The organism is Pseudomonas sp. BLCC-B112 (assembly GCF_028550695.1).
Taxonomy (GTDB): Bacteria; Pseudomonadota; Gammaproteobacteria; order Pseudomonadales; family Pseudomonadaceae; genus Aquipseudomonas; species Aquipseudomonas danubii.
This window is the reverse complement of sequence record NZ_JAQQGK010000001.1, coordinates 790511-803342: the sequence shown is the minus strand read 5'-3', so window position 1 is coordinate 803342 and position 12832 is coordinate 790511. Positions and strand designations below refer to the sequence as shown.

8 protein-coding genes are annotated in these 12832 nt (G+C 63.5%); all 8 read right to left on the bottom strand.

What is annotated here, in order from left to right; genetic code table 11:
- Window positions 1–7 precede the first annotated feature (7 nt).
- Window positions 8–1198, bottom strand: a complete 1191-nt coding sequence (locus PQT43_RS03775; RefSeq protein WP_272753522.1) for a low temperature requirement protein A — start codon at window positions 1196–1198, stop codon at window positions 8–10.
- Window positions 1199–1436: 238 nt separating this feature from the next.
- Window positions 1437–2357: a LysR substrate-binding domain-containing protein gene (locus PQT43_RS03770; protein ID WP_110595086.1), complete on the bottom strand. Its 921-nt coding sequence runs from the start codon at window positions 2355–2357 to the stop codon at window positions 1437–1439.
- A gap of 90 nt (window positions 2358–2447) precedes the next feature.
- Window positions 2448–3611 carry a fimbrial protein gene (locus PQT43_RS03765; protein WP_253083910.1) on the bottom strand — a complete coding sequence of 388 codons (1164 nt, stop codon included), beginning with the start codon at window positions 3609–3611 and terminating at the stop codon, window positions 2448–2450.
- 134 nt (window positions 3612–3745) lie between these two features.
- Complete coding sequence (locus PQT43_RS03760) at window positions 3746–6739, bottom strand: two-partner secretion domain-containing protein (RefSeq protein WP_123393409.1); 2994 nt, start codon at window positions 6737–6739, stop codon at window positions 3746–3748.
- A 76-nt stretch (window positions 6740–6815) separates the two neighbouring features.
- On the bottom strand, window positions 6816–8468 hold the full coding sequence (locus tag PQT43_RS03755; RefSeq protein WP_253083967.1) for a ShlB/FhaC/HecB family hemolysin secretion/activation protein: 1653 nt from the start codon (window positions 8466–8468) through the stop codon (window positions 6816–6818).
- Window positions 8469–8553: 85 nt separating this feature from the next.
- The gene (locus PQT43_RS03750; RefSeq protein WP_253083909.1) at window positions 8554–9303 is read right to left on the bottom strand and encodes a fimbria/pilus periplasmic chaperone; all 750 of its coding nucleotides are present in this window, start codon (window positions 9301–9303) and stop codon (window positions 8554–8556) included.
- Window positions 9300–11924 carry a fimbria/pilus outer membrane usher protein gene (locus PQT43_RS03745; RefSeq protein ID WP_323808908.1) on the bottom strand — a complete coding sequence of 875 codons (2625 nt, stop codon included), beginning with the start codon at window positions 11922–11924 and terminating at the stop codon, window positions 9300–9302. Before PQT43_RS03745 ends, PQT43_RS03750 begins: the two co-directional genes overlap by 4 nt.
- Window positions 11925–12068: 144 nt before the next feature.
- A complete protein-coding gene (locus PQT43_RS03740; RefSeq protein WP_102878731.1) occupies window positions 12069–12824 on the bottom strand; it encodes a fimbrial biogenesis chaperone in 756 nt (251 codons plus the stop codon).
- Window positions 12825–12832: the final 8 nt, after the last annotated feature.

Genomic DNA, 12832 nt, shown 5'->3' with positions numbered 1-12832 from the left:
GCCGGCCTCATTGCCCCGCCGTCGCTGCCCGCTCGCGCAGGGCCAGGGTTTCCCAGGCGGCCACGAGCACCATCACCAAGGTGGTCAGGCTGCCCAGGGCCAGAGCAGAAAACAGCTGATTCCAGGCGGCCGGCAACAACAGCAACAGCACCGCGAGCCCGGCCAGGTGCGACAGCGGCGGCAACGGCCGATCGTTCATCACCCACTTGAACAGGGCGCAGCCCAAGAGGAACAGCCAGGGACCACCGACTATCACCAGCACCCCGGCCGGGCTGGCGTGTTCCGGATGCATCAGCACCAGCTCATCGGCCACGGCACTGACAATGATCCCGGCCACGATCAGCAGGTGCAGATAGGTGTAGGCGATGCGCGCCTGACGCCCCGGGTCGTCGGAATGAGCGATACGGTGGTGGGCACGCTCGGCGCCACTGTCGAAATACACCCACCACATGGCGATGCTGCCCAGCACCGCCACCACGAACCCCAGCAGGCCCTGGGCGCTGGTGGTCAGCTCGGCGAAGGTGGCACCGGTCACCAGCAGCGATTCTCCCAGGGCGATGATCACGAACAGGCCGCAGCGTTCGGCCATGTGATTGCCTTCCACATTCCAGTCGGCCAGGGTCGAACGCCCCAGCCCCGGCACCCAGAAATACAGCGACGGCGACAGTACTTCGATAGCCAGGGCCAGCCCCCACAAGGCCAGCCGCTGCGAGCCCTCCAGCAGGCCGCCGGTGATCCAGAAAACCCCCGAGAACATCAGCCACAACAGGATTCGCTGGAAGTTGCGGGTCATGTTTACCGGCTCGCCGCGCACTGCCCACAGGGCATAGGCGGTGCGGCCCACCTGCATGAACACATAGGCGCCGGCAAACAGCAGGCCGCGCTCACCGAAGGCCTGGGGAATCGACGACGACAGCAGCAACCCCGCCACCATCAGCACGAACAACCCGAGGCGGGTCGGCAGGGTTTCAGGGTCCAGCCAGTTGGTGATCCACGACGTGAAGATCCACACCCACCACACCGCCACCATCAGCAACGCCACCTGCAGCGCCCCACCCAGGGACAGATGGGCCAGCAGGGAATGGGACAACTGGGTCACAGCGAACACGAACACCAGGTCGAAGAACAGCTCGACCATGCCAACCTTGCCGCTGTCGTGGCTGCCACGCCCACGCAACAGGGAACGGGAACGACTCATGGGCACACTCCACCGATCAATGTTTCAACAGACGATCCACACAGCAAAGCAGCCGCCTGTGCCTATGCCAAGCTGGCGGCCTCCGTTCACTGCGCCGCTGTAGCCGCTGCCGCAGGCTGCGACCCAGTCCGCAGGACGGGCAAGGCCGCCCACCCGATCCGCCAGGCAGACCGCATGGGCCGGTTTCGGGCCCGCTGCGCGGTCCATCGCAGCCTGCGGCAGCGGCTACAAAGCACGATTAGCTCGCGAGGGGCTCCCGCTCGCTCATGAAGGCTTCCAGGCGTGAGCGCAGCCAGCGCTCGGCGGGGTCGGTGTCCACATGGCTGAGCCAGACCATGGACAGGTCCAGGGTTGGGGTCTTGAACGGAAACGGCTCGCAGTACAGCTGCCCCGAGGCGGCCATGGCCGCAGCGGCGTAGTCGGGCAGGCTGGCAATCAGCTTGGTCCCGGCCAGCAGGGCCGGCAAAGAACTGTACTGCGGCACCGACAGCACGACCTGACGGGTGCGGCCGATCTCCGCCAGCCACTCATCGGCGAAGCCGGCGACATTGGCGGTGTGGGATACCAGCACATGGGGCCGCGCACAGTACTCATCGAGGGTCAGCGGCGTGTCGCTGGCGTCGGCCCGCAGCAAGCAGGGCTGGATATGCCGCAACAGCTTGCGCTTGGCATTGGCCGGCAGGCCCCGGGTCTGGCTGATGCCGACGGTGATGTCGCCGGAGGCCAGCAAGTCGGGAATCCGCCAGTAGTCCACGTGCTGCACCACGACCACCACCTGCGGTGCTTCCTGGCGCAGGGCTCGCAGCAAAGGCGGCAGCAGGCCGAACTCGACGTCGTCGGACAGGCCGATACGGAAGGTCATGGTGCTGCTGGCGGGATCGAAATCGTGGGTCAGGCTCAGGGCCGAGGACAGCGCGTCAAGGGCCGGCGACAGGTGCTGGATAAGCTGCTCGGCACGCGCCGTGGGCTCCATGCGATGGCCGACACGGATGAACAGCGGATCGTTGAACATCGCCCGCAAACGGTTGAGGGCGGAGCTGATGGTGGGCTGGCCGAGAAACAGCTTCTCCGCTACCCGGGTGACATTGCGTTCCAGCATCAACGCCTCGAACACCACCATCAGGTTGATGTCGGCCTTGCGCAGTTCATTGCGATTCATCGGTGCTCCCCCGGTCCCCAGACGGAGGTCAGTGTAGAAAGGCCCGGGGGCCGGCGTCCAGGCAAACACCCGAGGCCTGCGGCCGGTGCTTCAGTCGAAGGTGAAGTTGAACTGGGCGCTGCTGTTGGCTGCCCCCTCAGTGATCGGCCCCGTGCGAATGTACTGGGCGCGAAAGCTGAAGCTGGCGCTATCGCTGCCCAACAGGCGCTCCATAGCGTATTGAGTGCCATTGCAATGAATGCGCGGAATCTGCTCATTGAACATGACGATGCCGACGCCCTTGGCGACGGACCGCCCCTGATCCTGTGCCGATTGAGTCAGCCCCAGGACCCCTGTCGGGTCGCAGCGCGAGGCGGGTTCGGCGCTGAACGAGACCTTCGGCAGGCTGTTGAACGAGCAGTCGTTGACCTCAAGCCTGGCCACGGCCGAAGGCGGCGAAGTCGAGCCCAGCGTGGGAAAGTCATGGGCCGAGGGACTGCCCAGACGCAGCGTAACGTTGCGGGTGACCACCTGGCACTTGGCGGCGAACTTGACGCCTTCGGCGCCCAGCAGATCCTGTTCGCTGAGCAACAGTTGTTTCGAACACCGATCCCGGTTGTCCTGCTGCGGCAGGTCCAGCAAGTGTTGCCCAACCTGGGCCACGCCCGCGTCCAGGTCCAGCGCGTACATCGCCACCTGGACACCGGCGAGGCTGTTGACCTGCAGCGATCCCTTGGGTAACTCATTGGCGGGTCGGGTCAGAATCAGCGAATACACGTAGTTTATGAAGTCTTTTTTCAGCTCGCCGTTTGAGCTCTCCACCCTGTATTTTTGCAGTACCAAGGGATAGAAACTACCCGTCAGTATCTGTGCGTCCGAGCCTGAAGGATAGGCCGTCACTTTAAAACTGATGCCATCGATATTGGTCGGAACGATGCCATCGAGAAACCTGATCCCCGGCAAATGCGCACCTAAAACCAATTCATGCGGCTCCTTGGTTACAGACTTCTCAGTGGTGTATTCAATGATCGGGTTCACGTGACGCTGTTTCAACACGGACCCCACCGGCGTGCTCCGGGTCAGTGGTGTGATCTCGACCCAATCCTGGGCAGAGCCGCCATAACTACTGAACACGCACCCTTTGGCATTGCCCTCATCGGTAACGGCGTACACCGGCGCGCTCGCCTGCACGCCCAACAGCATCAGGATGATCGCGCGTATCAACAGACCGCGCCGGCGCCCATCGGTGAGGAGCCTGGACCATGGATCACTCATCGGTCATTGCCTCTTTTTCCAAGCCGGCCCCTGGTGCACGCTGCGGTGCCCCGGGAGCCGGTCAATCGATAGTGAATAGGTGGCAAGTGCCCGGCATGCCAGGGGCAGCCGGGCCGAGGTCTTGCCGACGCTCCTTAGTCCATCAGGCCTTTGGAAACCCGGGCCGAAGAGTTGGTGCCGTGGTTGACGCCGATCTGGTTACCGTAAGTCTGGAAGTAGGCCCAGACGGTATCGACCTTGCCGGTGGATTTCGAGCCTTGGATCCGCCCCTCGTTAACACCCACCAGCCCACCCAGGGTGGCACGCCAGCCGCCACTGACGCGGCCACGGGATTCGGAGTTGACGATCCGCGACTGGTTGTCGCCGACCAGGCCCCCGACCTTGCTGTGCCAGGTTCCATGGACATTGCCGGTCGCCACGGCACGCTCGATCACGTGGTCGTAGTAATCGGCGTTGAAGCCCACCAACCCACCCACGGAGCTATAGGTATCGCCAAAGACCTTGCCGTGAGCCGCAACCGAGACCAGGTCACCATCGTTGTAGCCGACCAGACCGCCGATATTGCTCTTGGCGTAGCCCTCCACCGCACCATGCGCCTTGGCATCGTAGATCAGGCCACCGATGTTGCTACCGACCAGACCGCCGACGTTGGCCTTCACACCTCCTTTGACATCGCCCTTGGCCTCGATGTAACCGCGGATGGTGCTGTCGTCACTTTTTCCGACCAGGCCACCCAGGTTCGTGCCGAAGCGGTCAATCACATCGCCAGTCGCCTTGACGTTGCTCACCACGCTCTGGTTCTGCTGCGAGCCGATCAACCCACCAGCGGACTCGCTGCCCACCCCGTAAACGTTACCGCTGGCACTGGAACCGCTGATGGTGCCAGAGCGGTTGAACCCGACCAGGCCGCCAATATGGCTCTCCAGCGCGCCGTACACGTTCATCGAGGAACTGGAGCCGGTAATGGTGCCGTTCTGGTTGTTGCCCACCAGCCCGCCCAGGTTCAGTCCCTTATAGAGTGGATTGTAAGTACCGATGGTGCCCTTGCTCGACGAGTTGGAAATCACTGCGCCATTGTTGATCCCAACCAGTCCTCCGGCGCCGCCCATGGCCTGTTTATACATCTTGGTGGTGATATCGACATCACTGGCACTGCCGCTGATGAGACCGGTTCTGCCATTGCCGAAGCGGTTTTCCCCGGCCACGCCGCCGATGGCCGTGGTCAGGCTGCCGCCGTACAACGAACCGGCTACCGAAGAGTCGCTGATCGAGCCGCCGTAGTTGACCCCCACCAAGCCGCCGACCTTGTTGCGCTGGTCGCTATTGACAGAGACCTGCATATCGCGGGCACTGACCCGTTCGATGCTGCCACTGTTGCGCCCCACCAGACCGCCAATTTCACTGAAACCGTTGCGGAAGTTGCTCCCGTTGACGGTGATCGAGGCCAGCTTCAGATCGCTGATGGTGCCGGAGGACTGGCCGAACAATCCGGCGTACAGGCCCGAACTGTTGATGGTGAAGCCACTGATGGTATTGCCCAGGCCGTTCAAGGAGCCGGTGAACACCTGATCACCGCCAATCGAGTTGATGCTCCCGGAGCCCTTGATCTGATTGCCCAGGACGTAGTGGTCATCGAGCTTGTTGCCAATGGCCTGCAACTGCTGGCTGTTCTGGATCACTTTGTGCTGCTTGCCATTGGCGTCAAACCCGGCGTTCTCTCCAGACAAGGTCACCAGGCCCTTGTTGCCCACGACCAGTTGCTCGCCATGTTTGACCCCCAGGCTGTTGTTGGCGCCGGTGAGGCTCACGTGACTGTCGAGCCGGACCGACTTGGCGGCGTTCAATTCCAGACGCGAGTTGTCACCCGTGGCATTGATCCGTTGATTGACCTTGACGTCCTTGGTGGAGGTCAGGGTCAGTTGGTTGCCGCTTTTCCACTCCACCGCAGCGTCCACCGCCACATCGCCATTGCGGCTGCGCAGATGAACGTTGGTGTTGTTCAGGTTCTGGGAGAGCGTACTTTCGACCAGGGCCGGATTGCCGGGCTCACCCGTGGAACCGACCTTGACCTCGTTGGACTCGACGATCCAGGTGCCGGTACGACCGTTCCTGGAGCGGGTATCGACCTCGGCGTTGAGTTCGACCCGAGTGAGCGCGCCCGAAGTTTGAACCGTACCGCCGTTACCGTCGGTGGCTGAGGCCTTGGCCGTCAATTTCCCACCCACATTGACCACGCCACGCTCGCCACCGTCCAGGACAATACGTCCTTCCTTGTTGGACAGGGTATTGGCCTCGATCACGCCCTGGTTGTTGACCACTGCCTGAGTCAACGCATTGGCGCTCTTGGCCAGCATCAGCACCTGACCGCCATCGGCCTTGATCAGCGCGGTGTTCTGCACCAATGCATCGGCGGCGGCTCCCTTGACCTCTAGGTTGATCAGGTTGTCGCTACCCAGGCTCAGGGTGAAATCGTTACCGGCGCCCAGGGCCACGGCGCCCTGATTGGCGACGATTTCGCCGTTGTTGCGCACCCGCGCGCCCAGCAGCGCCACGTAGCCGCCGTCGGCCGCGGTGATCTTGCCGTCGTTGATCACTTCCACCGCCGATTTTCCGGTGAACTGATAGCGACCGTTATTGAAGTCATCGTCACTGATGCCACGGGTCGAGGCCACCAGGCCGCCCACGTTGACCTGGGCGCCCTGACCGATCAGCACCCCGTTGGGGTTGATCAGAAACACCTGGCCGTTGGCATTCAGCGCGCCCTGGATATTACTGCCCTTGAAGCCGGTCACCCGGTTCAGGGCGATGGACTCGCGCCCGGGTTGATTGAAGGTCACCGACTTATCGGCACCGATGCTGAACTCGTTCCAGTTGGTCACCAACTTGTCACTGTGCTGCTGGATCACCATGTTGTTACCCGTGACGTTGTAGTCAGCACTACCGCTAACCGTAACGTTTCCCTGGGGCAACGCCATCGCCGGCGTCAGTCCTCCCAGGGCAAGCAAGCCGGCTGCCATCACCAGCAACCCTTTGCGCCCACCACTGCGACGCCGGCGCCGCGCGCCCTCGCACGTCACGCTCCAGCGACCTTGGGCCTGGTTCCATACCAACGCATAAATCTTATTCACAATGACTCCTTATTGACGTTTAAACGCTCTGCTGTTTTTCGCAGAACGGCACTACTTCCAAAGCACACGCAGGCCTTCAGAAAAACTGTGTCGCGCTGACCCAGATCCGTGGGGTGCGCTCGGGACCGTCCCCGGCCTTCTGGTTATCCAGTGGCCAGGCACTGGTCAGGTTGAGTTGCCGCTGATCGCCGCTCCAGCGTGCCCCCAGCCCCGCCGCTTGCAGGCGCTGGGTATTGATTTCGCTCGTCCAGGGCAGGCGGTTGACCTGCACATAGCCCTTGTCGGCAAACAGGCTGAGCTGCCAGCCGGGTGCCAGGGCGTAGCTCAGCTCCAGGCCGGCCTGCCAGCCCTGGTCGCCAATACCGGCGCTCAGGGGATAGGCGCGCACGCCGTAGGGGCCGCCCAGCCCCATCTTTTCCGAGCTGTCGAGGTTGGCCGAGGTCCACTGGGCATTGACTTGGGCATAGAGCTGGAAGCGGTTGCCCAGGCGCTGCAGCCGCGCGACCTGCAGGTTGGTCTTGGCGAAGCCGCCGCCGGTGGCGGCGCTATAGCGATCCAGACGCTGCTCAAAAGCGTCATCGAAGGTCAGGCGGCCGGAGCCGTAGGACAGGCTGAACTGGTTGTAGCCACCGCCGAGAAACCGGTCCTGACGGTTGCCGCCCAGGCTCAGGGTCCACAACTCGATGTGCTTGCGCTTGCTCAGCTCAAACAGGTCGATGTCGTCGCGCAGTTGCTTGTTCTCGTACTGCAGTTGCGCACTCAGGTCGAACGTCCGCCCGCGCAGGATCGGCTGAGCGAGGAACAGGCTCTGGACACTGGCCTGGCCATTGATCTGCAGCTTCTTCAAACGCTTTCTGTTGAGCTCGTAGCTCATGTGCGAATAGGCCGCGCCGACCCGGGTCGACCAGGGCCCGAGGGGCAACTGATAGGCGCTGCGCCAGTAGCGCTGGTCGCGGTCACTGCCCAACAGGCGCACATTGAGCTGGTCCCCCAGGCCCAGGGGGTTGTTGAGGTTGAAGCTGCCCCCCAGGCGGAACTCGCCGGTGTGGTAGCCGCCGAAGTTGTCGGCCTCCAGGCTGCCGCTGGCCCAGGGACCGGGCCGCGCCTCCACCAGCAGATCGCTGGTGCCGGGGGCCTGCCCCGCGCGCAAGGTGCCCTTGGCCTGGACCCCGGGCAGGTCGTTGAGCAGCAGCAGACTGCGCTCAAGGTCTGCGCTGTTGACCGCCGAGCCATCGTCCAGTGCGGCCAGCGGCCCACGGAGCACACCATCCCGGGCACGGGACTGGTTGCTCAGCTCGATCCGGCCGTAGCGGCCCTCCATGACCTCGATGCGCACCACCCCGCCATCGACTTCCTGAGCCGGCAAGAAGGCCCGGGCCAGCAGGTAGCCCTGTTGCTGGTAATGGGCGGTGATGCGTTGCGCCGCGTCACGCAAACCGTCAAGGTCGAGTTCCCGCCCGCGCAGATCGTCCAGCAGCGGCTGCAGGTCCTGATCGCTGAACACTTGATTGCCCTCGATGACGAAAGCCTTGACCTGCAAGCGCAGGCCCGAAGTATCCGGGGCCGGTGTCGGCCGCTCGGCCTTGGGCACCTCCAGTTGCACGTCATCGGTGGGCGGCGGCAGCGCCGGCTGGGTGGCTTCGATATCCCGTATGGCCTGTCCGGCGCTGGGCACCTGAACCCGCATCTGGGCCTGCGCCAGCACAGGCAACAACAGCGCCAGCAACATCACCGGCCGCCGCGCCAACGGCACTCGCGCCCGCTCCGGACCTCGCCCCTTGCCCACACCAACCGACAGTCCGGCTGGCGCACCACTACAGCTGTACTTGCACACTTCCACTCAGCGTCTCCCCGCTGTCTAAAACCACTTGGTATCGAATTTCTGCCGCGCCGCCGCTCAACACCGGCGCGGCGGACAAAGGCAGGCGCGCCGAGCCGAACGGCTCGACGGTGATGCCCTGCACAGTCATGGGTTGGTGCGGCTCGCCCACATCCACCCGAGCCAGGGACACGTAGTACGGCGTCGGATTGCTCACGCTGAGCAGCGCAGCCCCAGACTCCTGCGCCGCCATCTGCAGGCTCCAGCGCAGCTGGCGCGCCGCCTCGTCGGCGCGACCCGGCAGGCCCTTGGGGCGATACAGCAGCTTCATGCGCAGGCGGTAGCTCAGGCTCAGCTGGTTGCTGCTCAGAGGCCGCAGGGACGGCACTTCCAGAAAGTTGAGCCAGAACACCGACTCGCGATCGGCAGGCAGCGGCTCACCGCTGTAACGCAGCGACAGGACGGAGCTCTGCTGCGGATCAAGCCGCGACAGCGGGGGCGAAAGCACGAATGGCACCGCCAGCCGGCTCGGATCGACCGAGGCATCGCCCTTGTCCAGCCAGGTCTGCAGCAGCAGCGGCGCCGTCCCGAGATTGCCGACCCGGATGCTCAAGGCCGCCAGCCCCTGGGGATAGATAAAGCGCGTGCCGACAATCGACAGATCGGCGCGCACGCCCTGACTGAACAGCAGCACCGCCGCCAACAGGCACACGCAACGCACCACACCAGCAAGACGGCTACTCAAGATGCAGGCTCCGTGGTGATGGCGCTCTGCTGCGCCCAGCGGTGACACGGCAAGTCGAGCAGAAGCGAATCGTTGCCCGGCTGCGCCGCGGGCGCCGGCAATACATAGTCGATCAGGCACTGCTCGCCAGGTCCTTCGCCCCACTGCACACGAATCCGGCCCCGGTCCTTCTCGCTGCGCAGCACCAGGCGACTGCCCTGCCCCACCGCCCCCAGCTCCTCGCCGCTGTCGGCGTCCAGGGCACTGGCGGCAAAGGGCAGCGGCGCGCCATCGGCCTGCCGGCTGTCGATCAGAAACGCCCGGGCCTTGCGGGTCGGGTAGGACAGCCTGACCACGGCCCCCGCCCGGGGCGCGACATTGCGCGAACTGACCTGCAGCTCGACATCCTCATCCATGCCGCTGGGGTCCAGGTCCACGGTATTGAGCTGATAGGGCGCCAGGCTCGGCAGCACCGCATAACCTTGTCCGTCCACCTGCGTACCGGCGTAACCGACACTGGCGCCCCTGGCATGGGGGGCATGCACCAGGGCTGCGGTTTCACTCAGGGTCTGGGACAGGGTCAGGCCCCCGGAATGCAGGAGCATGCCGCCGGAGGCACCCAGCGACTGGGCCCGATAGTCACGGCCCTGGGACAGGCTCGAACTCAGGGTCACCTGCGGCAGGTAGTAGCTCAGGTTGGCGTTGGTCGAGGTTTCCCGCGGTTGGGCATCATGGGACACCGAGACGCCATAGGACGCCGTGTCGTGCTCACCCAGTGAACCGGAAATGCCGCTGGAGTAACGGGCACCGGAATTCTGGTCGTGACTGGCAAAGGCATTGGCCAGGGTGGAACGCCCGGCGACGCCCCCCAGGGGCAGCGACAGACTGAGGCTCCACAAGGTGTTCTCACTGCGGGTGCGACGCCCCGAAAACTGGCTCGAACCCTGGGTGCGCTGGACGCTTAGGGCATAGCTGAGGCCGCGCCACTGGTGGTTGTAGCCCATGGCGTAGTTGCGGGCCTGACCGCGGCTGTTCCAGTAGTTGAGGGAGGAGCCGTTGAGGTAAAAGTTACCGCCGATGCCATCCACCCGCTGGTTGATCGTCACATCCAGCCGATCGCGGACCCGGGCGAAGTCTTCGAAGCGCGCGCCTCGGTTGACGAAGTCCTCAAGGTCGATGGCGTCCCGCAGGCTCAGGTAGCCCCGGGTGGAATAGCGATAAGCCAGCAACGAGAACTGGGTGCCGCTGTCATGCAGGTTCTTGCTGTAGGAAAGACGCAGGCTGGTGCCCTGCAGATTGCCATTGCGCGGCACCTGGGTGCGGGACTGGGTCAGGTCGAGACCGAAACCACCGAGCTCGGTGTTCAGCGCCGCGCCGATCAGGCCGGCCATGTAGCTGCCGGTGAGCGAGGCGCCGGCATAACCGGTGACCCGGTTGTCCAGCCCGCGTTGCAGGGTGCCCTGGGCCACATACTGGTGCAGGCCACGCCCTCCGGCCCTGATCACCTGACCGCCGGTCAGGCTGTAGCGGGTGACGCCGGGACGCAGGTGGCGGGCCATGGTGGCAAAGGGCACGGTAAAACGCTGGGTACGGCCATCGGCCTCGGTGACCGTCACCTCCAGGTCACCGCCAAAGCTGGCGGCCTGCAGGTCGGCAATCTCGAAGGGGCCTGGGGCAACGGTGGTTTCATACACCAGGTAACCACGCTGCTGCACCGTGACCTTGGCGTTGGTATTGGCCGTGCCGCGCACCACCGGGGCGAAATAGCGCTGGGTGGTGGGCAGCATGCGTTCATCGCTGAACAACTTGACCCCGCGAAACGACACCGAATCGAACAGCTCGGAATCGGTCACGCTCTCCCCCACCAGTAATTGCGCACGCCAGTCGGTCAGGTCGGTCTGGCCGTAGATGTAGCCCCGCTGATAATCGCTGCCGCTGTCGGGCGACCAGGACAAGGTGCCGCTGTGACGCAGGCGCAGGTTTCCCAGGTTCAGGCCCATGTTCAATCCGGCATAACCGTTGGTACTGCGCTGGCCACGGCTCTGGGAGCTGAACAGGTTGGTGCTGTAGTTCAGCCGGGCAGCGTTGATGCCCGAGTCCCAACTGGCCGGATCGACATAGCTGGAGGCGACTTCAGGCAGCACGAACAGCTGTGGAACCGAGAGCTCAAGCTGCTGTTCGGCCATGTTGACCCTGGTGGTGACGTGGGGGATGTAACTGGCAAGGTCCCCGCAGAACAGGCCATCGCCTTGCAGCGGATGGCTGGCAGGCGCCAGCGCAGCGTCGGCTTTGTGCAGGTCGATGCCCAGTTGCGTGAGCAACTCGCGGTCGTAGCAGGGCTGGCTGCCCTGGGGGTCAGCGCTTTCGCGCAATTCGATCTCGATCAGCCCGCGCCAGGCGCCACTGACCCGCACATCCAGCAGGTACTTGCCCGGCGCCACGTAACCCGCGCGCTCGAAGCGCTGCGTGTCGATGAGGGTTCCCGGCCCCTTGAACAGCATCTGGGTATCGAAGAAAACCGGGCTGTTCTGCGGCGTGTCGCCGGACACCTCCGACAGCACGGCTTGATCAGCGGTCGTCGGCTGGGCAGCCACAGGAGCCGCCAGCCCCAGCAGCCCGGCCAGCACCGACAGTGCTCGCAAGAGCCGGGCCGGACCATCGCCAGGACAGACTCGCGCAAGCACAGGAAAACCCAGCCAAAAGGGCCGCACACTGAACATAATCGATACCAATGCACTCAGCGTTTAATAACCAGGGCCAAGAGCGGAGTTGAATAAACAGGGCAACTAGAGAAGGTTCTTTTCAAGCGGCACCCGGCCACCGAAGTCATTGACTACTTCAAAGCGCACAGCCGCATTGCGTGGCGCTCTTTCAGCGCTTGCCGGCCAGGCGAAGGACTCCCGACCAAAAGGCGCGACCATCCCGGCCCCCAGGTCGACGGTGCGTCCTTGCACTTGCACCTCGACCTTGCTGAAAGACAGGTAGTAAGGCGTTGGATTGGATACCTGGATGACCGGACCTGCGGCCTGGTCTTTGGCCACTCCCGCGGGCTCAAACTTCCAACTGAGTTTTCCCACCGCCGAGTTGACATCGACCTTCAAGTCCGCAGGACGAAAGAACAACTTGATCCGATGACGGAAGGTAAAGGCCAATCGGTTTTCATCCTGTTTCTGTTGTGGCGGAACTTCCAGAATGTTCAGCCAGTACAGTGACTCACGATCAGCGGGCAACGGTTCTTTCGAATAACCAATACGCAGCACCGCCGCGGCATTGGGCTCCAGGCGACTGAGTGCCGGTGTAAGTTGAAAGGGCACTTTCATTTCTTCCGGCGCCTTACTGGCATCACCATCATCAATCCAGGCCTGAACCAATATCGGCATACCGCCTGGATTATTCATTCTCAGTGTCACATCACGCGCACTCGCCGGATAAACCACACGAGTGCCATGAATGACTATTTCCGCATTGACTACCGAAGAGAACAAACTCAGGAAGAGGGCGCCGATAACGAACGTTTTAAATACATGCGCTTTCGGCGCCATGAGCAACT

What these genes read in the sequence shown, in the direction of transcription:
- PQT43_RS03775 (WP_272753522.1), bottom strand. Translation starts at nt 1,198, where the DNA reads ATGAGTCGTTCCCGTTCCCTGTTGCGTGGGCGTGGCAGCCACGACAGC.
- PQT43_RS03770 (WP_110595086.1), bottom strand. Translation starts at nt 2,357, where the DNA reads ATGAATCGCAATGAACTGCGCAAGGCCGACATCAACCTGATGGTGGTG.
- PQT43_RS03765 (WP_253083910.1), bottom strand. Translation starts at nt 3,611, where the DNA reads ATGAGTGATCCATGGTCCAGGCTCCTCACCGATGGGCGCCGGCGCGGT.
- PQT43_RS03755 (WP_253083967.1), bottom strand. Translation starts at nt 8,468, where the DNA reads ATGTTGCTGGCGCTGTTGTTGCCTGTGCTGGCGCAGGCCCAGATGCGG.
- PQT43_RS03740 (WP_102878731.1), bottom strand. Translation starts at nt 12,824, where the DNA reads ATGGCGCCGAAAGCGCATGTATTTAAAACGTTCGTTATCGGCGCCCTC.